Source organism: Euzebyella saccharophila, from assembly GCF_014855495.1.
In the GTDB taxonomy this organism is placed as follows: Bacteria; Bacteroidota; Bacteroidia; order Flavobacteriales; family Flavobacteriaceae; genus Euzebyella; species Euzebyella saccharophila.
On sequence record NZ_JACYFJ010000002.1, the window covers coordinates 495,624 to 518,641 of the forward strand.

Annotated in this window: 23 protein-coding genes and 1 riboswitch; of the genes, 11 read left to right on the forward strand and 12 right to left on the reverse strand. The window is 38.9% G+C overall.

Features of this window, described 5'->3' with window-relative positions; genetic code table 11:
- Nucleotides 1-5 precede the first annotated feature (5 nt).
- Together IL355_RS08695 and IL355_RS08700 are read left to right on the forward strand one after the other, a co-directional pair.
- A complete protein-coding gene (locus IL355_RS08695) occupies nucleotides 6-779 on the forward strand; it encodes a carboxypeptidase-like regulatory domain-containing protein (protein WP_192461773.1) in 774 nt (257 codons plus the stop codon).
- Between the two features lie 50 nt (nucleotides 780-829).
- Nucleotides 830-2,536 carry an alpha-amylase family glycosyl hydrolase gene (locus IL355_RS08700; protein ID WP_192461774.1) on the forward strand — a complete coding sequence of 569 codons (1,707 nt, stop codon included), beginning with the start codon at nucleotides 830-832 and terminating at the stop codon, nucleotides 2,534-2,536.
- 5 nt (nucleotides 2,537-2,541) lie between these two features.
- On the opposite strand, the gene IL355_RS08705 is transcribed toward IL355_RS08700, so the two are convergent.
- On the reverse strand, nucleotides 2,542-3,024 hold the full coding sequence (locus IL355_RS08705; RefSeq protein ID WP_317175481.1) for an SRPBCC family protein: 483 nt from the start codon (nucleotides 3,022-3,024) through the stop codon (nucleotides 2,542-2,544).
- Nucleotides 3,025-3,126: 102 nt separating this feature from the next.
- On the reverse strand, nucleotides 3,127-3,795 hold the full coding sequence (locus IL355_RS08710; protein WP_192461775.1) for a TrmH family RNA methyltransferase: 669 nt from the start codon (nucleotides 3,793-3,795) through the stop codon (nucleotides 3,127-3,129).
- 35 nt (nucleotides 3,796-3,830) lie between these two features.
- Between IL355_RS08710 and IL355_RS08715 the strand changes: the two genes are divergently transcribed.
- From IL355_RS08715 to IL355_RS08730, 4 genes are all read left to right on the forward strand, one after another.
- On the forward strand, nucleotides 3,831-4,523 hold the full coding sequence (locus tag IL355_RS08715) for an SIR2 family NAD-dependent protein deacylase (protein WP_192461776.1): 693 nt from the start codon (nucleotides 3,831-3,833) through the stop codon (nucleotides 4,521-4,523).
- A gap of 12 nt (nucleotides 4,524-4,535) precedes the next feature.
- On the forward strand, nucleotides 4,536-5,096 hold the full coding sequence (locus tag IL355_RS08720; protein WP_192461777.1) for an adenylosuccinate lyase: 561 nt from the start codon (nucleotides 4,536-4,538) through the stop codon (nucleotides 5,094-5,096).
- Nucleotides 5,097-5,201: 105 nt separating this feature from the next.
- Nucleotides 5,202-6,545, forward strand: coding sequence for an adenylosuccinate lyase (purB, locus tag IL355_RS08725; protein WP_192461778.1), 1,344 nt, complete (start codon nucleotides 5,202-5,204; stop codon nucleotides 6,543-6,545).
- 118 nt (nucleotides 6,546-6,663) lie between these two features.
- Nucleotides 6,664-7,572: a mechanosensitive ion channel family protein gene (locus tag IL355_RS08730; RefSeq protein ID WP_192461779.1), complete on the forward strand. Its 909-nt coding sequence runs from the start codon at nucleotides 6,664-6,666 to the stop codon at nucleotides 7,570-7,572.
- An 85-nt stretch (nucleotides 7,573-7,657) separates the two neighbouring features.
- Here the strand turns inward: IL355_RS08730 and IL355_RS08735 are convergent, their stop codons facing one another.
- From IL355_RS08735 to IL355_RS08760, 6 genes are all read right to left on the reverse strand, one after another.
- Nucleotides 7,658-8,473 (reverse strand): mechanosensitive ion channel family protein, encoded by an 816-nt coding sequence (locus IL355_RS08735; RefSeq protein WP_192461780.1) that lies wholly within the window; start codon nucleotides 8,471-8,473, stop codon nucleotides 7,658-7,660.
- A 163-nt stretch (nucleotides 8,474-8,636) separates the two neighbouring features.
- The gene (locus IL355_RS08740; RefSeq protein WP_192461781.1) at nucleotides 8,637-9,176 is read right to left on the reverse strand and encodes a DUF4252 domain-containing protein; all 540 of its coding nucleotides are present in this window, start codon (nucleotides 9,174-9,176) and stop codon (nucleotides 8,637-8,639) included.
- A gap of 37 nt (nucleotides 9,177-9,213) precedes the next feature.
- Nucleotides 9,214-9,756, reverse strand: coding sequence for a DUF4252 domain-containing protein (locus IL355_RS08745; protein WP_192461782.1), 543 nt, complete (start codon nucleotides 9,754-9,756; stop codon nucleotides 9,214-9,216).
- Between the two features lie 63 nt (nucleotides 9,757-9,819).
- Nucleotides 9,820-10,362, reverse strand: coding sequence for a DUF4252 domain-containing protein (locus IL355_RS08750; RefSeq protein WP_192461783.1), 543 nt, complete (start codon nucleotides 10,360-10,362; stop codon nucleotides 9,820-9,822).
- A gap of 14 nt (nucleotides 10,363-10,376) precedes the next feature.
- A complete protein-coding gene (locus IL355_RS08755; protein WP_192461784.1) occupies nucleotides 10,377-10,826 on the reverse strand; it encodes a hypothetical protein in 450 nt (149 codons plus the stop codon).
- Complete coding sequence (locus IL355_RS08760) at nucleotides 10,813-11,322, reverse strand: RNA polymerase sigma factor (RefSeq protein ID WP_192461785.1); 510 nt, start codon at nucleotides 11,320-11,322, stop codon at nucleotides 10,813-10,815. The genes IL355_RS08755 and IL355_RS08760 overlap by 14 nt, the downstream gene beginning before the upstream one ends.
- Nucleotides 11,323-11,564: 242 nt before the next feature.
- On the opposite strand from IL355_RS08760, the gene IL355_RS08765 reads away from it, so the two are divergent.
- Nucleotides 11,565-13,082 carry a S41 family peptidase gene (locus IL355_RS08765; protein WP_192461786.1) on the forward strand — a complete coding sequence of 506 codons (1,518 nt, stop codon included), beginning with the start codon at nucleotides 11,565-11,567 and terminating at the stop codon, nucleotides 13,080-13,082.
- Between the two features lie 90 nt (nucleotides 13,083-13,172).
- On the forward strand, nucleotides 13,173-14,654 hold the full coding sequence (locus IL355_RS08770) for a S41 family peptidase (protein WP_192461787.1): 1,482 nt from the start codon (nucleotides 13,173-13,175) through the stop codon (nucleotides 14,652-14,654).
- Nucleotides 14,655-14,686: 32 nt separating this feature from the next.
- On the opposite strand, the gene IL355_RS08775 is transcribed toward IL355_RS08770, so the two are convergent.
- From IL355_RS08775 to IL355_RS08785, 3 genes are read right to left on the reverse strand one after another with little or no spacing between them, the layout of a single operon-like run.
- The gene (locus IL355_RS08775; protein WP_317175482.1) at nucleotides 14,687-15,616 is read right to left on the reverse strand and encodes an ABC transporter substrate-binding protein; all 930 of its coding nucleotides are present in this window, start codon (nucleotides 15,614-15,616) and stop codon (nucleotides 14,687-14,689) included.
- A 2-nt stretch (nucleotides 15,617-15,618) separates the two neighbouring features.
- Nucleotides 15,619-16,701 (reverse strand): YncE family protein, encoded by a 1,083-nt coding sequence (locus IL355_RS08780; RefSeq protein ID WP_192461788.1) that lies wholly within the window; start codon nucleotides 16,699-16,701, stop codon nucleotides 15,619-15,621.
- Nucleotides 16,702-16,712: 11 nt separating this feature from the next.
- The gene (locus IL355_RS08785) at nucleotides 16,713-18,554 is read right to left on the reverse strand and encodes a TonB-dependent receptor plug domain-containing protein (RefSeq protein WP_192461789.1); all 1,842 of its coding nucleotides are present in this window, start codon (nucleotides 18,552-18,554) and stop codon (nucleotides 16,713-16,715) included.
- A 34-nt stretch (nucleotides 18,555-18,588) separates the two neighbouring features.
- Nucleotides 18,589-18,811, reverse strand: a riboswitch (cobalamin riboswitch).
- Between the two features lie 68 nt (nucleotides 18,812-18,879).
- On the opposite strand from IL355_RS08785, the gene IL355_RS08790 reads away from it, so the two are divergent.
- The 3 genes from IL355_RS08790 to IL355_RS08800 are packed head-to-tail and all read left to right on the forward strand — an operon-like array spanning nucleotide 18,880 to nucleotide 21,839.
- Nucleotides 18,880-20,022: an ABC transporter substrate-binding protein gene (locus IL355_RS08790; RefSeq protein WP_192461790.1), complete on the forward strand. Its 1,143-nt coding sequence runs from the start codon at nucleotides 18,880-18,882 to the stop codon at nucleotides 20,020-20,022.
- Nucleotides 20,023-21,054 carry a FecCD family ABC transporter permease gene (locus tag IL355_RS08795; protein ID WP_192461791.1) on the forward strand — a complete coding sequence of 344 codons (1,032 nt, stop codon included), beginning with the start codon at nucleotides 20,023-20,025 and terminating at the stop codon, nucleotides 21,052-21,054.
- Nucleotides 21,054-21,839, forward strand: a complete 786-nt coding sequence (locus IL355_RS08800) for an ABC transporter ATP-binding protein (RefSeq protein WP_192461792.1) — start codon at nucleotides 21,054-21,056, stop codon at nucleotides 21,837-21,839. The genes IL355_RS08795 and IL355_RS08800 overlap by 1 nt, the downstream gene beginning before the upstream one ends.
- A 35-nt stretch (nucleotides 21,840-21,874) precedes the next feature.
- Here IL355_RS08800 and IL355_RS08805 read toward each other — a convergent pair whose 3' ends face one another.
- Entirely contained in the window at nucleotides 21,875-22,561 is a 687-nt protein-coding gene (locus IL355_RS08805) for a hypothetical protein (RefSeq protein WP_192461793.1), read from the reverse strand.
- Between the last annotated feature and the right edge of the window lie 457 nt (nucleotides 22,562-23,018).

The following is a 23,018-nucleotide window of genomic DNA, read 5'->3' on the forward strand; positions in this document are numbered from 1 at the left end:
AGTTAATGAGAGCACTCCTTACCCTTTTCCTGTTAATATCTACTACCGCCATTTTTGCCCAAGATGAAGAACCGGAACTGCAGCCATTGAAAGCGGTAGTTGTAAATGCCCAAACCGAAAAAGCCATGGAAAGCGTTCACGTGGTCAACCTTACCCAGGTCATTGGCACTATTACGGATCAAAATGGTGAGTTTACCGTTTCGGCAGCGGTAGATGATATTATTTACTTTTCGTTTTTAGGTTTCAAATCTCAGAAAATTAGGGTAACGAATGATATGTTCAAGTTTGAAAATACTCAAATTGCCCTAACAGAATTGGCATATGCACTAGAAGAAGTGATTGTAAAACCCTATCAACTTACCGGTTATTTGGAAATAGACGTAAAGAACTACCCCATAAACAACTCCTACCAATATAGTATTTCCGGTCTTTCTGTGAGTTACGAAGGAGGGAACAAAAACCCCAGTGCGGTAACCAAAGTATTGGGTGCCATCCTCAATCCAGCGGATCTTCTTCGAAATTTGTTTGGAAAACAACCCAACCAGATGCGTAAACTTCGCAAAATGAAGGAAGATGATCAAATCAGGGATTTATTGGCTTCCAAATTTGATCGCGAGACCTTAACGGAGCTTCTACAAATAGAGAAGGTAGACATTGAAGACATTCTTAACAACTGTAATTATTCCAAATCATTTATCACTACGGCAAACGACCTTCAAATTTTGGATGCTGTAAGTAGTTGCTACGAGGAATTTAAAGTCCTCAATCGCAAAAAATAATTCTTTGATTTCCTCCGGGCATTTTATAGCTTTAGACAAAATAGATGTCCATGAAGAACCTACTCGCCGTGTGCTTTCTTTTGTTATTCGCTTACTCATGTGTTGAACAAAAAAAGGAACAAAGCAAAGAACCTACCATTGTAAGCGAGAACATTGAAGACAGCGTCATTACTAAACCATTTCTCTGGGAAGCTGCCAATATTTATTTCTTATTGACAGACCGCTTCAATAATGAAAACACTGATAATGACCTAAACTTTAATCGTACGGAACCCACGGGGCCTTTAAGAGGTTTTATGGGAGGTGATATACAAGGGATAACCCAAAAAATTGAGGAAGGATATTTTTCTGATTTAGGTGTCAATGCCATTTGGTTCACTCCTGTTGTAGAGCAAATTCATGGGGCCACAGATGAAGGAACGGGCAATACCTACGCCTATCATGGTTATTGGACCAAAGACTGGACTGCTCTAGACCCCAATTTTGGTGATAGGAAAGATCTGCAAAAGTTAGTTAAGACGGCACATGAAAACGGTATTCGAATTCTAATGGATGTAGTGCTTAACCATACCGGTCCTGTTACGGAATTAGACCCTGTGTGGCCAGAAGAATGGGTACGAACCACTCCTCCTTGTAATTTTAGCAATTATGAAGGTACTACCGCATGTACTTTGGTGGAGAATCTTCCGGATATTTATACGGATTCTAATACCGATGTGGAACTGCCAGATGCCTTATTGGCCAAATGGAAAGAGGAAGGCAGGCTCAGTCAAGAATTGGATGAACTACAGCTTTTTTTTGAACGAACCGGCTACCCTAGGGCTCCCAGATTTTATATCATAAAATGGCTAACGGACTATGTAAACCAATTGGGAATTGATGGCTTTAGGGTAGACACTGTAAAACATGCCGATGAAAAAGCATGGAGCGAACTTTATACAGAGGCCTCCAAAGCTTTTGAGAATTGGAAAAAAATGAATCCTGATAAGGTCTTGGACAACACCCCATTTTTTATGATGGGCGAAGTTTATGGCTATGGAATTTCTAGTGGAAGGGAATATGACTTTGGCGATAAAAAAGTGGATTATTTTAATCATGGTTTTAAAAGCCTTATCAATTTTGAACTAAAGAACGATGCCCAAAAAGATTACGAAAACATCTTTAAAAAATACCATCAACTGTTACATACTAAACTAGAAAATCAAGGAGTGGTCAATTACCTATCTTCCCATGATGATGGAAATCCGTTTGACCGTGAGAGAACCAATCCAAAAAAAGCGGCCAATATTCTACTGCTTACACCAGGGGCTTCCCAAATCTATTATGGTGATGAAACGGCAAGAAGTCTATCTATGGATAGTACAGATGGCAATCCGGTTATAGGTGATGCCAATCTACGTTCCTTTATGAATTGGGATGAATTGGATAGTCTTCCGGAAAAAAAGGACATACTGTCACACTGGCAAAAATTAGGATGTTTTAGAAATAACCATTTGGCCGTTGGGGCCGGAAGGCATAATAGACTATCTAAAACACCTTATGTATTTAGTAGGGCGTATGTAAAAGATGATTTTAAGGATAAAGTGATTATAGGTCTGGACCTTCCCAAAGGAAAAAAATCACTGACAGTTAAAGGCTTTTTCGGCGATGGCACAAAATTACGCGACACCTATTCGAACACCGAATTGATAGTTGAAAACGGAGAAATAAGTTTAGATAATGACTATGAGGTGGCGTTATTGGAATTGGCCCAATAAATAATCTACTGCAATTTGGACTTTAAATCACTTAATCCCGATTCAAAATCTTTACCCACCATTTTATCCATGCTCATAAAAAGCATCATGATGCTCATGGGAAATTTGTTCTTACCCGAAAAACCCCATGTGACCTTGGAGTTTGTTACATCAACTTCATCAATTTGAAGATAAGCATCGGATGTAGAAGCAAATGGCTTTAGAAAGCGTAACTCAGACTCAATTCGCTCTTCAGGAATGATTTTAGTAATTTCCTGTTCCCCCTCACCTACTTCTTTATTCCCGTTCCAATAACTAACCGCACCAACCTCTCCGTCAGTTCCTGTAATTTTCTTTTCCATATTCGGGTCTTTTTTGACCCAAGGCGACCAATCGTCCATATTTTTTAAAGACCTCAAATAACTAAACACCTCACTTCTGGGCTTTTCAATGACTACAGAGCGAGAAACGTGATAGGTTTTGGGAGCTATTAACGCCAATAAGATCACCAGCGCTATAATACCTACTAGGATCTAAAGTGCTATATACATTTGTTTTTTAGTTGGTTGATGAATTAAAGATAGCGAAAATTACATTTGGAATTTTATAAATCACAACTCCGTCAGACCTTCCTTCTGCAATCTCTCCATGATACTATCAATGCTCCTTATGGATTTCTTTGTCCAATCAATCCGCTTATCCAGAATTTCTTCTTCTGTTAGTTTCCAATTCAAATTGGTAGTTCTTAATTGGGCAGATAACTGATGTAAAATAATGGCTACAGCCACTGAAATGTTAAGACTTTCGGTAAAACCAAGCATTGGAATCTTTAAAAAGCCATCACTCTTTTCGAGCACCTCATCGGTGAGTCCTTCCCTTTCCGTACCAAAGAAAAAAGCAGTTTTTTCCGTTATTTCAAAATCATTTAAATCGCAAGAATCATAATGGGGAGAAGTAGCAATGACCTTATAACCCTTAGTTTTTAAACTATCGATACATTCGGTCGTCGTTTTATACCGATGTACATCTACCCATTTTTGGGCTCCCATGGCAATTTTCTTATCCAAACGTTTACCAAACCTATTTTCGATTACATGCGCCTCTTGAACCCCAAAAATATCGCAACTTCTAATAACGGCGCTGGTGTTGTGCAATTGGTAAACATCTTCCATGGCTACCGTAATCAATTTGGTGCGCTCTTGTAAAATATCAATGAAACGTTGCTTTCGTTCTTCCGAAATAAAACCCTCTAAAAATTCAAGAAGTTGTTTTTGGTCCATCCGTCTAAATTAATAAAAACTCTATTTTTATATCGATGAAGAAAAAAATTACTGTTTTGACCGGCGCGGGAGTAAGTGCAGAGAGTGGCATCAACACCTTCAGGGATTCCGGTGGATTATGGGAAGGGCACGACGTGATGGAAGTGGCCTCGCCCCAAGGCTTTTATGCTAACCCCGAATTAGTACTTGATTTTTACAACCAAAGAAGAAGACAATTGCCGCAAGTAAGCCCCAATAAAGCCCATTTGGCTTTGGTAGATCTGGAGTCGCAATACGATGTAACTATCGTTACCCAAAATGTAGATGACCTACATGAAAGGGCCGGAAGCAGCCATATAGTACACCTACACGGCGAACTCTTAAAGGCACGTAGTACCGGAAACGAAAATGATGTTCTACCTTGGAGTAAAGATTTAAACATAGGCGACCTCTGTTCTGCAGGTCATCAATTGAGACCACACATTGTTTGGTTCGGAGAACAAGTACCTATGCTTGAAAAGGCGGTTGAAATCACCTCGGAATCAGATATTTTACTTATCATCGGTACTTCTATGCAGGTATACCCGGCTGCCGGATTGGTCAATTATGTCAACCCATCCACCCCAATATATTTCATTGACCCTATGCCAGCGGTTTCAGAAAGAGATTTTAATCACTTGACCATTATCCCCAAAAAAGCGGCGGAAGGCGTTCCGGAATTAGTTCAAAAATTGCTCTCAAGCAATTAAATAATTGTAAAATTGACAAAAGAAGCTCTTTATGATAGCCTCAATTATGTGAACCACTCCCGTGAAAAGCGGTCAGAAATGGCGCAACTCATCCTTCAAAATCCAAATTTGGTGAGGCCACTCTTGCAAATTGCGTTTGACGTTGATGATCCTATTTCCAACAGAGCATGCTGGGTTATGGAATTTACGGCCAAAGAACATTTGGATTATTTGCTTCCACATATAAACATGTTCATTAAAAACATTCATCGTGTTCATCAAGATTCGGCGGTGCGGCCCATTGCCAAAATCTGTGAGTTTCTTACTCTTGCCTATTTTTCAAAAACTTCCAATCCGGTTCAACAAACGCTCAACACTTCCCATTTAGAAAAAATTGCATCCAGTTGCTTTGATTGGTTGATAGGCGACCACAAGGTGGCGGCTCAGGCCTATTCCATGACCTGTTTGCTGCTTTTGGGCCGTAAGTTTGATTGGATCAATCCGGAACTAAAAATGGTTTTGGAGCAAAATTACCCATCAGGAAGTGCAGCTTATAAGGCACGGGCCAGACACACCTTGGCAAAATTGAAATAACCCTTAGACCACCCTTTTTTAGCAATATTTCATTGGCAAAAAATATCATAAACGATTATGATATGGTATCTTTGCCGTTTTAATTTCCAACCAGAAAGTTACGTTATGTCGCTTACTTCCTTAAACGCCATTTCGCCCATAGACGGGCGCTATAGAAATAAAGCCGAAGCATTGTCCAACTTCTTTTCAGAAGAAGCCCTCATAAAATACAGGGTACTTGTTGAAGTAGAATATTTTATCGCACTTTGCGAAGAACCCCTACCTCAACTGAAGTCTTTTGACACATCTAAATACGCAGCCTTAAGGGAGTTGTATCAAAATTTTGATATCCAAGATGCACAGGATATCAAGGATATTGAAAAAGTGACCAACCATGACGTGAAAGCTGTTGAATATTTTATTAAAAAGGCTTTTGACAAACTAGGTTTGGCAGAACATAAAGAGTTCATCCATTTTGGATTGACCTCTCAAGATATCAACAACACCGCCATTCCACTTTCCATAAAGGAAGCGATGAACGAAGTCTATGTTCCTGGCTATTTGGAGCTCGTTGACAAATTAAAGGAATTGGCAAAAGAGTGGGCTTCAGTACCCATGTTGGCCAGAACCCATGGTCAGCCCGCCTCTCCAACCCGTTTGGGCAAAGAAGTAGATGTTTTTGTAGAAAGGTTAAAAGAGCAGTTCAATTTACTAAACGACATTCCAAGTGCGGCCAAGTTTGGAGGTGCTACCGGAAATTACAATGCCCATAAAGTGGCATATCCCAATATAGACTGGAAAGCCTTTGGTAAAAAGTTCGTGCAGGAAAAATTAGGTCTACACCACTCCTTCCCTACCACGCAAATTGAGCATTATGACCATATGGCATCTCTTTTTGATGGACTCAAAAGAATCAACACCATTATCCTTGATTTGGACAGGGATTTCTGGACGTACGTTTCCATGGATTACTTCAAACAAAAAATTAAAAAAGGTGAGGTAGGGTCTTCTGCCATGCCTCATAAGGTAAACCCAATCGACTTTGAAAATTCCGAAGGAAACCTAGGTATTGCCAATGCCCTTTTTGAACATCTGTCTGCAAAGCTACCTGTTTCAAGGTTGCAGAGAGACCTTACGGATAGTACTGTTCTGAGAAATGTTGGAGTTCCTTTTGCACATACCATCATTGCATTTCAAGCAACACTTAAAGGCTTGAACAAATTATTGCTTAACCAAGATAAGTTTGAACAGGATTTGGAGAACAACTGGGCGGTGGTTGCAGAAGCCATACAGACCATCTTACGAAGGGAGGCCTATTCAAATCCTTATGAAGCCCTAAAAGGATTGACTCGGACGAACGAGGCTATCAACCAACAATCCATTGCCAATTTTATTGAGACATTGGAGGTTTCCGATGCCATCAAAAGCGAATTAAAAGCAATTACTCCTAGTAATTACACGGGTATTTAAGTCAAGCTTTAATTGGTTTGAATTAAGCCCCTATAAGGGTATTTGGTAATTTTACTCCATTAATTTTTAGCATTTTATTGTTGAAAATAATCAGTTTAATCAACTTTAAACCAGATATATGGAGGAGAAATTTTCGGTACAAGATTCAATAGGAAAGTTATGGGACAAACTAGACGGGTGGCTAGATGCCATCATTTTAAAACTACCCAACATAGCCATGGCCATCGTGGTAATGATAATTTTCTATTTTATTGCAAGAGGGCTTAGAAAGCTATTCAGGAATATTCTGTTAAAGAGAATTAGTCAGGTTTCCATTCAAGAAATCATTAGCAAAACAGTCTTTGTTACAGTGCTTTTAATCGGTTTTTTTATTGCCTTAGGGGTATTGGAACTTGATAAAGTGCTCACAAGTATTTTGGCGGGTGCCGGAGTTATTGGTCTGGCCGTTGGTCTAGCTTTACAAGGAACACTAAGCAACACGTTTGGCGGACTCCTTCTTTCTTTTATGCCCAATATAAAAATCAATGACTTCATTCAAAATGGGGATGCTTCAGGTCGTGTAGAAGAAATAAGCCTAAGGAATATTGTCATAAGAACCCCAGAAAACAACACAGTGGTCATCCCCAATTCCAATTTTGTTGATGGGGCTTTTACCAATTACTCCCTAACGGAAAGAGGTAAAGTGTTTGTACATTGCGGTGTAGGCTATGAAAGTGATTTGCAAATGGTAGAAGATTTGACCGTGCGTGTCATCAAAGACAATTTTGATCAAAATGGAAATGAAGATGTAGAGTTTTTCTTTACGGAGTTTGGTGACAGCTCTATCAATTTTATGGTTCGGTTTTGGGCAGATGTTAAAACCAAAGCTCAAGAACATGCCGCTAGGCACAAAGCGGTAAAACTCATCAAAGCACACTTTGATGCAGAAGATATCAATATTCCATTCCCAATAAGAACTTTGGATTTTGGAAAAAACAATTTAACCATGCGTACCATCCAAAATCAAGATACCGCATCGGTCAACTAAAATAACCTAACATTGGATTAATGTTGAATCAATAAAAAAAGCTTCCCTACTCCGGGAAGCTTTTTCATTATACGTTTAATGAAATCTATCCTTTTTTCTGAATTTCCACTTGATGTGGGTAAGGAATCTCGATTCCAGCCTTATCCAAGGCTAATTTGCATCCTTCAATCGTACCAAAATATACATCCCAATAGTCCTCAGGTTTACAGAATGGTCTAACGGCAAAATTTACGGAACTATCTCCCAATTCCGAAACATTTACGGATGGAGCCGGGTCTTTTAATACCTTTGGATTAGAGGTCAACACGTCAAGAAGAACTTCTTTTGTTTTCTTTATATCCTCATCATACCCAACACCAACTACGGTGTCTACCCGCATTTTACCCTCTGTGGTGTAATTGACAATATTTCCATTGGCCATGGCCCCATTTGGCACAATAGCCAATTTATTCTGAGGGGTTATCAGTTTGGTGGTAAATATCTCTATTTCCTTTACTGAGCCCAAAACCCCTTGCGCTTCAATTAAATCCCCAATTCTGTAGGGCTTAAAAATCATAATCAAAACGCCTCCCGCAAAATTTGCCAGAGAACCTTGTAATGCCAGACCTACTGCCAAACCAGCTGCTCCAATAATAGCAGCGAACGTAGTAACGTTGACCCCTAAGGTAGAAATTACAATGATTACCAGCAGGGCTTTTAATGCCCAAGCGAGCATATTTACCAAAAATCGCTGTAAAGATTCATCATAGGTTCCTTTGGCCATCATTTTTCGCACGCCTTTGAGCATGCTCTTAATAATCCATGAACCAATGATGTAAATTAAAATAGCCCCCAAAACCTTGGGTCCGTATTCTACAACAAATTCTACTCCTTTTTCAAACCAAACTTCTGCTTGTTCCATAGTTAATATAAATTATATATGTTAGTGTGTGCTACGAAGTTAAAAAAATCATTGAATGAGGTAAAACAAATAAAATGTTAAGTGTGCGTTATTTCAATTATTTAAGGTTCGTTATAAAAAAATCCAGTCAATTGACTGGATCTTAATTCAATAATTTGGAATTTTAGCCTTTGAACAATGACTCTAACTGATCCATGCCTCCTCCCTTAAATTCAGATTTTTGCAAAAGCTGTATAAAATTCATCATTTTGGCCGGGTTCATATCATCGCCCAAAACTCGTACCAGTAAAAAGCCTTTCTCTTCATTGTCGCCATATATTACCACTTCATCTATAGCGTCTTCTTCACCTAAGTATTTAATGGAGGCTTTTCCATAGGCTGTATTAATTTTCATGAGTTCGGTAAACTTATCCCCTTTAAGAATGGCCCTTACTTTGGTTTTTTCCATCTGAAATTCTGCATCATTGGCATCATCCTTTTTAAAGGCAAGAACATTAAGCTTTCTAAGTGAATCCAAGCTTTTCTTGTCATCAGCCGATAAATTGGCCTCATCTAAATTTAATAGACTAGCCGGTAAATCAATAGAAAGGAAATTTGGGTTCTCAGAATTTTCCACAATATATTCCTGCAAACTTTGGGTAGAGGAACAGGCAACCAATACCAAAACAGATAAGAGGCCTGTAATTACTTTTTTCAATTTCATATTTAAAATTTTAATGGACAAACAATAACTGGGTATCCTACCTCCCCGCCTCGTTCAACTCGTGGGGTAAATCCATTTGGTTAGTAAGGGCAGCAATTTTATTCAGATCAATATCACCAGTCAAGGAAACCAGCACACTTTCAAATTTTCGGTTACCTATTTCTATATGTTCATTATTAATGTCCGAAACAAAAAGTAGTAATTCCCGCACGTGGTCTTCATCCCTGCCTTCTTTTATATAAAACTTTACATTGGCCTCCTTATCCTTAATTCGCATCAATTCTTCCATGGAAGAAGACTTGAGGTATCTTTTGACCGTTTTTTGCATATCCCTGGAAATACCATAGTCTTCTGTTACAAAAACTTTTATACCTGTTATACCTTTGGATATTTCGGCAAAATCCTGGGCTTCTTGGTTGTCCTTATCCAAGGCAGCCATACTGCCGGCCAACTTAATGAGACCCTTGTTTACGGTTACCGAGGTAACATTATCCATATCTTCATACTTATCAAAAATGGACTGGGAAACGCCAAATAAAGGCAAAAGTGCAATTGTAATTACTAAACTAAGTTTTTTCATGACTGTTAATTTTTATGATTGATGAATATTTAATTTGATTCCGGTTGATGAAACCAGTTTTGTTTAATTTTTGCCTGCGTCATTCAATTCTTCCGGCAGGTTCATTTTTTTGGTCAAGGAGCCAATTTTATTTAAATCGATATCTCCTGTTAGAGAAAGTAAGACCGTTTCAAATTTCCTTCCGTTCATTTCAACATTAATGTTATCTACACCGGAAACCAGCATTAACAATTCGCTTACATGATCTTCATCCTTGCCTTCACGTATGTAGAACTTTACGTTGGCATCTTTATCCTTCACCCTCATAAGCTCTTCTAACTTGGCACTATTAAGGTATTTATTAACGGAAGATTTCATATCTGCCCCAATTTTAGGGTCTTCTGTAATAAACACTTTTAAGTTGTTAAGACTTTTGGCAATGTCCATAAACTCCCGTGCTTCGGGGTCATCCACATCCACATCAATTTTGCTTAAAAGGTTGAACATACTTCTATTGACCACCACAGCACTCACTTTATCCAAATCCTCATATTTATCGAACAAGGATTGGGATTGCGCCCAAAGGGGAGCTAGTACCGTTACCATAACAAACAATATCTTTTTCATGCTTCTATTATAATTTAGTTTTTATTGTAAATTTTTTCTTTTGCTTCCACAAACTCGTTTAAGTAAGCCACCTTTTCTGTTCCCCTACTAAAGTTTTCCGCTAACATGTCCAAGGCTTTTTTAGTTTCCTTATAAGCATATTGCGCTTTTTCTTTTTCTAATTGCTTTTGGTCATAGTACCCTTTTCCAAAAAATAGACCGACCATTATGAGTACAGATGCCGCAACGGACAACCAAGGAATCCATTTTTTTGAATTCAGTTTTTTTTCTTCTTGTAAAGGCAATACTTTAGTGAACCTTTCCTGCTTGGTTTTTTTAAAGTACGTAAACATGGGCCGGTATTCTGCAAGGTGAGCAGGGATATCATCCTGTAAGAAGAAAGCCTTTAATTCTGCCTCCTCAGGGAGTGAAGTACTCCCTTCAAAGTATTTGCTCAACAACTTTTCTATCCTATCCAATTCCATAGTTATGTTTTTCCATTAATTTTTCCCGTACCGCTTTTCTTGCTCTGGAGAGAGCCACTCTTACCGCAGTGGGTTTCATTTCTAACATTTCACATATTTCGTCAAAATCATATTCCTCAACATCTCTCAATTGTAATACCATTTTTTGTTGTTCGGGTAAATCTTCCATAATCCGTTGTACCCAAGTTACACTGTCATTGGCTTCTACCTGTTTCTGTAAAGAGCTGCCTTCTTCCCTATAATTGCTATGAACCAATTTTAAATTTCCCGCTTGTTTGGATTTTAATCGGTCCAGGCAAAAATTCTTGGTCATGGTCATTGCAAAAGCTTCCACATTATTATAGCTGCCTATTTTTTTACTTTTGGACCAAAGTTTCATTAATATCTCTTGGGTAGCATCTTCAGCTTCCTCCCTAGATACCAATAGGCGCTTGGCCAAACGATAGAGCTTATCTTGAAAAGGTGTCACAATTTTTAAAAAATCTGACTGTTGCATTTTTTGATCGGTTGTTTTTGTAGCCCTTATTAGGTGTCTACAAAAGGAAGACGAACCACCTTCTTTTTTGTTACAACTAAATATTAATGTTCTCTTAATGTAAGGGAATTTACCAAACCCTAGTTATTTCATTTACGTATCTTTAACAACTATAAATAATACAAACGCCCCGAAATATAGATACTTTCCTTTTTTTTTGGAACAATAATTGATTTGCTTTCCCACAACTACAATAAAAAGCTATGAGTAAATATTTTCCCCTTTGTTTTCTTGGTCTATCCTTACTTTTCAACAGCTGCTCCAATGATGACAATATCATTCCGGACAATGTATTGGAAGAGCCGGTAGAACAGCCCGCAGGCGCTACGGCTGAAGATTATCCAGCCCAGAATTTTATGTGGCAAGCCATGAATATTTTCTATTTCTGGCAACAAGATGTAGCAAATTTGAGCGACTCCAAATTTACCGGTCCTACAGATCCGGCATATATTGAGTTTTTGGCATCAAAGGAAAATCCCGCATCCTTCTTTTTTGAAGACCTTTGTAATAATCATGTGGATGCAGTGGGCGAGGCAAATGCAGTGGATCGTTTTAGTGCTGTTGTAGAAAATTACCAAGACTTGCTCAATTCACTTCAAGGGATTTCTAGGAGCAACGGTTTGGAATTTAATCTTTACTTAAATGAAAATGGCTTCAATGTATACGGAGTAGTGACCTATATCATGCCTGATTCCAATGCATCTGAACAAGATATATCAAGGGGCGAATTATTTAACGGAGTAGATGGTCAAGATTTGACCGTCAATAATTATGTAGATTTACTATTTGGGGAAAATGCCAGTTATACCCTAAATATGGCAGACATTATAGACCAAAGTATAGTTAGCAACAATAAAACGGTTAGCCTTACCAAGATTGAAAATTTTTCTGAAAATCCTATTTTGGTGAATAAAATCATTGAGCAAAACGGTATCAAAATCGGTTATTTAATGTACAACGGCTTTCTAGCTGCTTATGATGAGGACTTAAACGACGTATTCGGAACTTTTAAATCTGAAAACATAGATGAGTTGATTTTAGATTTCCGTTACAATCCAGGGGGGCGTGTCTCTTCCGCTATTCAAATTGCCAGTTCCGTTTATGGAACCAACACAGACGAAGTTTTTATTAGACCTCGGTTTAATGATAAGCTACAATCACAATTTGGAGTTCCTGACAATTTTACGGATGTAACCTTTGATTCCGAAACCCCTTTGAATACCTTGGAGCTATCTAGAGTTTATGTGATTACTACAGATAATAGTGCCTCTGCCAGCGAACTCGTTATTAATGGTTTGGAACCCTATGTAGATGTAGTGCAAGTAGGTACCACAACCACCGGAAAAAATGAGTTTTCAAATACTTTTGTAGACGATCCGGAAAATTCCTTTTTATACGACCCAGACCGTATTGATCAAATTAACCCAAATAATAGCTGGGCAATTCAACCTTTACTGGGAAGAAATGAAAATGCAGATGGTTTTTCAGATTATACCACCGGGTTGGTTCCCGACCATATTTTAGGGGAGGATATTGAAAATTTAGGCGTGTTAGGTGATGAAAACGAACCTCTTTTACAACTAACATTATCGGTTATTTCTGGAAGTACGGCTAAGTTTAGTCCATCACAACCCTTTCCTGCAGACTTATTGACGCATTCCAAAATGTTCGAGCCAGGAAAGAACAATATGTTTATGGATGGATTATTAAAACCACTTTAACTAAATCATTGAAAATAATACAGTTGCTTTTACGTTGAAGCTTATGGAGGGCAACCTACTTATTTAAATCTTACCTAAAAACTATAATTGATGAAGAAGTTCGTCTGGGGACTGGCAATTCCCCTGCTATTGTTTTTTTCCTGTGTACAGGATGATGATTTCACCATCCCTGATACGGTTGACCCAGACCCTAGTGCAGGGGTTCAGGTCCAGGATTTTATGTGGAAAGCTATGAACTTCTGGTACTTTTGGCAGCCGGACGTAGAAAATTTATCCGACACCAAGTTTCCCAACACTTCGGAAGGTTCAGAAGCGTATACCAACTTTTTGGCCGCCCATCCAGAACCGGGTAGTTTTTTTGACAATCAGCTATTATTTACGGAAGATCGTTTCAGTTTTTATTCAGACGATTATGTAACCTTAACGCAATCTTTGTCCGGTATAACCAAAAGTAACGGACTTATGTTTGGCCTGGTGCGGATTGCAGATTCCAATAATATCTTCGGATATGTAGAATATGTAGTACCCAACTCTGACGCCTCAACAAAAGATATCAAACGGGGAGACCTTTTTAACGCCGTAAACGGAACAGTTTTAACTGACACCAATTACTCTTCCTTGTTGTTTTCCGATAGCGACACCTACACTCTTAATATGGCAGCCATTGAAAATGGCGAAATTGTTTCAACGGATCAAGAGATTTCGTTAACCAAAGAAGTTGGTTTACAAGAAAACCCGATATATCTTAATGAAGTCATTGAAATCAATGGGATAAAAGTGGGCTATCTAATCTACAATGGCTTTACCGATGAATATGATGAACAATTAAATGATACTTTTGGTAGATTTAAGAACGATGGTATCACCGAACTGATCCTTGACTTACGCTATAATTCTGGAGGATCGGTAAATACAGCTATTCTACTTTCAAGTATGATTTACGGTACCAATACTGACGAAGTATTTCTAAAGGCTAGATATAATGACAAATACCAAAAAGTTCTGGAGGATAGCGGCACGGATCTGAGACGTTATTTTGCCAAAGAAACTAAAAAGGGTTCTGCGGTTAATACTCTTAATTTAAATAAGGTTTATATTCTTACTACATCTAGTTCTGCATCTGCGAGCGAACTGGTCATAAACGGTCTTACACCTTATGTTGATGTTGTACAAATAGGGGAAACCACTCGAGGTAAAAATGAATTTTCCACTACTTTAGTGGATGACAGGGACAATAACTACCTCTACAGCCCCGAAAGAACGGGTAAGATTAAATCCAGTAATAAATGGGCCATACAACCCCTATTGGGTAGAAATGAAAATGCTGATGGATTTTCAGATTTCACCAACGGTCTGGCACCAGATATAGCGCTGGATGAGGATATTAGAAACCTTGGTATTCTAGGTGACGTTAATGAACCCTTACTGGCCAGAGCATTAAACGAAATCACTGGCAGCACGGCCAAAATGAGTTTTGAAGTACAGTTTCCGGCTAAAAAAATAACCGATTCCAAGATGTTTACCCCTCTTAAGGATAATATGTATGTTCTAGACCCACCTGTGGTTTGGTAACATCTTATAAAGGCCCCGAATTGGGGCCTTTTTTATACCTCAAAAAATGGTTGAAATCTTGTTTGTAATCTAGAGGGAACAGTTAAGTAATCTGGATGGAACAATCCCGCCAGCAATTCTATACCGTCCACTAGAGTTCCCGCGGACGATTGGGTAAAAAGTTCAAAGTCGGCAATAAAGACCCTCTTATTTTTTACTGCTTTTAAGGAAGTCCACCCTTCTTTTGTCAATAAATGGGATATTTCCTTTAAGGTACGTTGGGTATCAAAACCACAAGGGGCCACAATAATAATTTCCGGGTCATACATCCGAATCTTATCCCAAGATATGGCGATACTGTTTCCAGATGGATGGGAGAGCATATCTACTCCTCCTGCAAGTTCAATTTGATGGGGAATCCAGTGTCCGCAGTTATAGATGGGGTCCAGCCATTCCAATAGAGAAACCCTTCTGGGTTCTACCTTTCGCTCTCGCAGCTCATTTACTACCTTATCTATTCGTTTTTGTAAAGCTGCCAGATACTGATAGGCTCTTTCTTCCTGACCTAAGGTTTTGGCAATGGTAAGGGCATTTTCAAACACATCGGAAAACCCTGCCGGACTGATAGAAATAAGTTCCGGCTCCTTGGGCAAATGTGCGACAGCAGCCATGGTACACTCCATATCTATCTGGCAAACATCGCAAACATCTTGAGTAAAGATGATATCCGGAGCTATTTCCTCCAACAGCTTTTCATCTACATAATAAAGTTCTTTCCCTTCTCTTTTACTTTCAGTAAAAAAAGTATCAATTTCAACACTCGAATACTCCTTTTCCTCCAAAATACACCTAACCACGGGCTTCTTTTCGCGTAATGCGATACTAGGGCATTCAAAAGTAACACCCAACAAATTCTCCTGAAGCCCCATATCATAGATCATCTGGGTAACGGCTGGGAGAAAGGAACAGACTTTAATTGACACGGCTAGTTAAAATAAACTCCTCTAGGAACAACTCCTACAGTTAGAGTATTGGTTAGCTCTTTGGTTTCTAAATCGTAAATCAACAAATCTCCCTGGCTCGCATAGTCTTTGGCATCTGTACCATATAATTTCCCGTCTTTTACGGTCATCGTATAAAAGGAAGCATTCTCTAGATAAGGTGCTGATGGCAATTCGGTGGCATCTATATTGAATTCATATACGCCGCCATCCAATCCAAAATAAAGCTCGTCTCCATCTATATTTAATCCTCCGGGATGTTGTTCCGTTTTAAAATCAAGGGTTTGGCTTACCTCATTGTCCGTGACGTCTATTTGCACTAAAGACCCATTAGTTTCCATCGCTGCATAAGAAGGTGCACCGCTACAAAGCACCCATAGGTTTCCGGAAGCATCCCACTGCATGGTATTGGGCAAATCACCTACCTCTATGGTCTTTAACACCGTATCACTTGTTGGGTCAATTACGGAAACCTTATTATTTTGGCCCCAAGCTCCCTGATGTGCCACATACACATATTCATCATTGGCTAAAATTGCTTCAGGACCTAGTTCTACAGGCAATGTCCCTATAACCGAGTTGGTTTCTAAATCTACAATGGCAAGAAAATCGTCTTGCTCATCGACAGTATAGCCCCAATTGGTTACATACCCTTTTCCATTCGCAATCGCCATATATCGTGGGTTGAGCAAATCGGTATCAATAACAGCAACTCTTTCAAAAGTATACCTGTTCACTACTTGTATCTTATGAGAATTGTTTACCACAATATAAGCGATGGTATCCTTAAAGGTCATGGACTGCACTATATTGCCCAAATCCTCCTCATTTACTTCCTCAAAAATCGCCTGTTGGGTTTCTGTTAAATCCTCCGAAATAAAAGTAACGGTACCGGAACCGTTTTGAAACGGACCTTCATTAACCACCAACAAACCATCTTCGTATGGGTCAGTGGTTTCTTCTTCTACAGGTGTTTGGTCGATATCTGGAGCATTGTCATCATTGGAACAACCAACAAAGAACATTGCGAACATAACCAATAAGAGCGATAGATTATTAAATTTCATAAAGGAATTATTTAAAAGTTTAGATTTACGTTCAATTGTATATTTCTACCGGGCATAGGTCTAAAGGCTACGTTTTGGTAGTTTTTGTTCCATATATTGTTAAGTTGAATTTTAGGAGTGCAGGCAACGTTTCCCCCTAATTGAATTTTTTTAGAAATGCCAAAATTTGAGACGGCATAGGCGGGCAACTCTTCAGAATTATCGGAAGTAGTAAAAACCTTCCCATTATAAAATACTTGATAATAGCATTGCCAAGTACTATAAGCATAGCTCAGATTACCAGTTGCCTTATGCCTTGGCACGTACATTAAATCTTTGTTTATTTCTTCGTTTTTAGCTCGTGTATAGAAATAACCGCCATGCCAAACCAGCTCATGTTCTCCCCATTTTTCCTTGAACATTAAAGAAGTTTCCAATCCATAGTTAATGGCCTCACTAATATTCATAGGCGTCCAAACGCCTGTAACGTTCGGTCGCCATTGAATCATGTCTTCCGAAGAAATATAAAAGGCAGCCCAGTTAAAATTCCATTTGGTAAATTGTATGCCATGCCCCAACTCAAATTGATACGAAGACTCGGGTAACACATCAGGATTACCGCTCGAACCCGCACCGGTTATCCAATAAATCTCATTAAAAGTGGGTACCCGATAATTTTTGGACCCGTTCAAGTGAATAATATGTTGTTCATTAGGTTGATATTCCACATTAAGGGCGTATACAAAAGGACTGTCATAATCATTGACATATTCCTTTCTCAAACTAAGGTCATAGCTGATATATTCAGCAAGCTGATGTTTGAAAAGCATCGTTCCGGCAACGGTATTTCTATTGGCTTGCATTACAGAAGAACCATCCCCAGTGGTATGATTAATATCGACAATAGCATCGATAATTATTTTATCAAAGGAAATTTTGTAGTCATAGTTTCCTAAGAACGTATTGGTCTCACCAAAGCTAAAGTCAGGGCGTTCCTTATTGGCAAAATACTTGTACTTTTCATACAAGTATCCCAATTTCACCCGGTGAATGCGGTTGTTCTTAAAATGGTTCCATTCCAAAAGATTTCTAGCGTTGTAGTCTTTGTATTTGGACATGGAAGGCGCCGTCAGTGTTCCCGAAAAATTACGATCACCTAAAAAACTTTGGTGGTAGAACTTTAATAGTTGCTTTTCGGAAAGCTTATACCCCACATTCGCGTTCAAATTGAGGGTTTCAAAATCGCCGTTTTCATTTTCAAGGTCCGTTCCCAAATAATCATAATCATTCTCGGAAGACCTATAGTTTACGCCAAAACCAAAGGTGAATTCATCGGAGCCTTGAGAAACCCTGTGATCAAGGCCGCGAGTATCAAAACTGCCATAAGAAAGCTCCAGTTCATTCTCAAATTTTGAATTAAATCGCATTTCGTCCTGCAGATGGATACTGCCTCCAATGGCACCACTCCCAAATTGAACGCTTCCCCCTCCCTTTCTGACCTGCACAATACCGTAATTTCTTGGAACAACGGTATTAAAATCTACCTGGCCCGTCAATTGCGAATTGATGTTGATGCCGTTCCAGATTACGGCGGTTTGAGAGGCATTGGTTCCCCTAAAAGAGGGAGAAGAGACCATTCCTAGTCCATTTTCCTTTAAATAAATTCCAGAGTTGAATTGAAGTAAATCGGTCAGTGAACGACCATTTCGTTTTAAAACGGAATCCTTTAAAACTTCGACCTGATGGTTCGAAAAATACAATAGGCGCACATCGGTCAAAATGACTTCATCAAGTACGGTTACGCTATCTTTTTGCGAAAAGGCGTCGAATGATAAAAGTACCGCAAGGGCAAATAAAAACCTGAAATTTCTCATACCAACAAAGACCTTTTACCCGAAGGTCTCAATTTTAGGGTTCTAAATTTTGGCAGGTATCCTGACTTGCTCTATGCTACTTTACCTTCCCATCCTATAAAGACAGTGGTTTTAAGAAAATAACATCCTTTTGGCTCCAGTATGAAATCTGGAGAGAGTTTACAGTTGCGGGAACAGCTCCGGATTCTCACCGGATTCCCATTTAATGCTGCTTTTCCAAAATGGAAAAATCAGCAACCGAAATTCTCGGCGAAAATAAACATTTTGTTTAATCTTTCATTGCAAAGATTAAATAATACTACTTTTGACCCTAAATTGCCATGCTTTGAAAAATCTGATTGTCTTTGGATGCTGCCTTTATTTTCTTGCCTGTAAAACGGAAAAGAAAAAAGAAGCCTTACCTATTTCAGTAACGGAAACATCTTCCATAGATTACGCCAGTGGCTTTGACATTCAAGCTTCAGGAGATTTAACTATCATTAGCGTTTCTTCACCTTGGCCCAATGCGAACGAGCCTTATAAATACGCTTTGATTCCTAAAGAAAAATTAGCGGTCATTACGTTAAATAAAGATGAGTTCGACGCTATCATTCCGGTACCTGTAGAAAGCATGGTGGTAACGTCTACCACTCATATACCTTCCTTGGAAAGTTTAGGGGTTTTGGATAAACTGACAGGTTTCCCTAGTACTGATTTTATTTCTTCAAGTAAAGCACGAAAACGTATTGATAGGAAGCAAATTAAAGAATTAGGAAACAATGAAGCCATCAACACTGAAATGGTGATTGAACTACAACCTGATGTGCTTATAGGTTTTGGTATCAACGACCAAAACAAGGCTTATAACACCATTCAAAAAGCGAATATTCCGGTAGTGTACAACGGGGAATGGACAGAAAAATCCCCGTTGGGAAAGGCGGAATGGATCAAGTTTTTTGCGCCTTTTTTCAGAATGGAAAAAAAAGCGGATTCCCTCTTTGAAGAAATAGAAACAAATTACCTAAAAGCCAAAGAACTTGTACAAACCTCCACCAAAAAACCCACGGTTTTAACTGGCGGACTCTACAAAGATGTTTGGCACGTTGCAGGCGGTGACAGTTGGATGGCTCAGTTCATCAAAGATGCCGGAGGTCAATATTTATGGGAAGACAATGCGGATTCCGGCGGTTTGTCCTTAAGTATCGAATCCGTTTTGGCAAAGGGCCAAAATGCCGATTTCTGGCTGAATCCCTCTATGCTTACCACTTACCAAGATGTACAATCTGCCAATGCACACTACACGCAATTTGACGCCTTTGCGAATAAAAAGATTTTCGCCAATACCCTTGCCACGGGGGAAACGGGCGGTTTGCTATTTTATGAATTGGCTCCCAACCGGCCAGATTTGGTATTGAAAGACCTCATTCATATTTTTCACCCAGAACTTTTACCCAATCACCAATTATTTTTCTTTAAACCTTTGAATTAATTGAGCACTCGAAGAACATACGGCCTTTCTTTTATAGTTCTGACCTTGTTCTTGATTGGCTGCTTCTTTCTTAATGTAAGCTTGGGGTCAGTACACATCCCCTTAAAAGCCACTTTTAGCTCATTCTTTGGCGGAACCATTTCCAACCCATCTTGGGAATACATCGTACTCAATTACCGTTTACCAAAGGCTCTCACCGCCATTATTTCGGGGGCAGCACTTTCTCTAAGCGGCCTGTTGATGCAAACGTTTTTTAGAAATCCGTTAGCAGGACCTTTTGTTTTAGGAATTAGCTCAGGGGCAAGCTTAGGAGCGGCTCTTCTGATTATGGGTAGTGCATTTTTGGGTGGTTTTTTCTCGACAGGACTCATGACCGATGTTTCCTTGGCAGTTGCAGCCAGCTTGGGAAGCTTTATGGTGCTAATGGCAGTGGTGGCGGTGGCCCATAAAGTGAAGGACACCATGGCTTTACTGATTATTGGTTTGATGTTCGGGAGCATTACCGGGGCTATCGTAAGCGTTTTGTCCTATTTTACACAGGCCGAAAAATTGCAGCAGTTCGTGTACTGGTCCTTCGGGTCCGTGGGCAACCTTTCATGGAACCAGGTGGGACTGTTATTTGTTATTTTCCTGATTGGAACGGTTTTATGTATTCTGTGCATTAAACCGCTCAACACCTTTCTGTTAGGCGAAAACTATGCACAAAGTCTGGGCATTCCTCTTAAAAAATCACGCTTCCTCATCATTTTAGCAACAGGCTTGCTCGCCGGAAGCGTCACTGCCTTGGCTGGCCCCATTGCCTTCGTAGGTTTGGCGGTACCGCATTTGGCCAGACAGTTATTCAAAACCACCGACCATAAGATTCTGTTACCGGCCGTGCTACTTTGCGGTGCTATTTTAATGCTACTTTGCGACACGGTGGCGCAGCTTCCCAATTCAGAAAACGTACTTCCCATCAATGCCATAACCAGCATTTTGGGTGCTCCTGTGGTAATATGGCTGCTTTTAAAAAAACGTAAAATGGTATTTTAATGATTGATTTAAATAAAATACATATCAATCTACATATCAAAAACTTATCTATTGGATATAAGAATAAAACCATTGTTGAAAATATTACGTTTTCAGGGAAAGAAAGGGACCTGATAGCCATCATAGGTGTCAATGGCGTGGGCAAATCTACCCTTCTTAAAACCTTGGCACAAATGCTTCCCAAACTTTCGGGAGCGGTTGGGGTGCAGCAAAAGGAATTGGAGCACTATCCACCCATAGAGTTGGCATCTCTTATCAGTGTTGTGCTTACGGATGGATTGGCTTCCAAGGACCTTTCTGTGCTGGAATTGATTGCCCTAGGAAGACAACCCTACACCAATTGGTTAGGAAGCTTGAAGCAAGAGGACAAAAAAATCGTTCAAGGAGCCATTCAAGATTTGGATTTAGTGGAAATTCAGCATAAAAAATGCTACGAGCTAAGTGACGGTCAGCTACAACGAGTACTCATCGCCAGGGCCCTGGCGCAGGATACGAACATTATCCTATTGGACGAGCCTACCTCCCATTTAGACCTTTACCATAAAGTTCAAATTCTAAAATTGCTGAAATCCATCGCAAAAAACAGGAACAAGACCATTGTCTACACCACCCACGAAATAGAAATGGCTATTCAACTATGTGATAAAATTCTGTTGCTGAACAAAAAAGAGAATCCTTTTGGGGAGCCCTATGAATTAATAGAACAAGGCGTTTTTGAAAGTTTGTTCCCCAAAGACACAGTCACATTTGATGCCACTAGCGGAACTTTTAAAATTAAAAAATAAAGTTTCAAAGCTTTTGATTAATTTGAGAGGAAAAATTAACAATCTGTAAGACATTCTTTGGGGAGAAATTCCTCAGAAAATTTTTGTTTAAAAGGATTAAACCACTTTACTTTATAAAGGACATTTGTCCGCAAATTTTGTGATTTACTGCTATTTTTAGCAACTTTTTGGCTCTCATTACTCTTATATCCACATAGAACAAAATCAGGAGATGTATAGTTAACGGAATACTGTACGGAGACTTCTACATCAAAAGATTCTACTCCGTCATCTATTCTTGTAAACTTTCTTAGCTCTCTTTTTTTGTACATTTCAATTTTCTTGCTTTTTAAAAGCACGATTTTTCCATATTTATATTCAGGAATTTTATACCCCTTTATCTCTTCTATCAAACTTTGATCATTTCTGTACGTTTCTCCTTCTTTACTTAATTTCTCAATCTTAAGCTTATCAAATGAAACCAGCAAAGAATGATATAGAATAACTTCAACGAATTCACTTTTGGCATCATCAAAATACTTACATTTATATTTAATTTTATCCGCAACTCTATTGCCCATTTCATCTCTAATCACTTTTTCAGCCCTCTCAAAAATTACTTCACAAATCAATAATATTGGAGGTACGAGCTTGCCATCACCTTTAATTCTAAAATCAAAAATTAATGGATGCGTTTTAAATACCACCAAATCCCCTAATGAAAAATGTTCTAAACTCTCCAATTGTAAAAATTTTCAATAAACATAATAATATTTATCTTTACAATGAAGTAGGAGGATGTTCAATTAAATAATTAAGAAAGGAGCGTTTGGTAGGACTATTGTATTGTTAATATAATTTTATTTAACAATCACCTAAACAAACCATTATGGGAAAATAAATAAGTGTTTAGGAATGGTGTATCCGCTGATGTATTCAGCAAATATATCGATATAAGTGCTGAATTCATCAGCAGCTCCGAAATTTCCAGAGCGTACTTACAAGATATGTTTATTAGACGAAACTTATGGGTGAACCTTACTGTCATTCGTAAAGAGTTTGAGTTTAACACGTACACTAAGACTTGCCACCAAGGCAAAGTCAACGTAAAAGATTCGCTGGCGTCGAGAATTCGGCTTACGGTCCACCCTATATTGGGGGTTATGCCCTTTCATAAAAATCAGCGTGCGACGCCTCTTA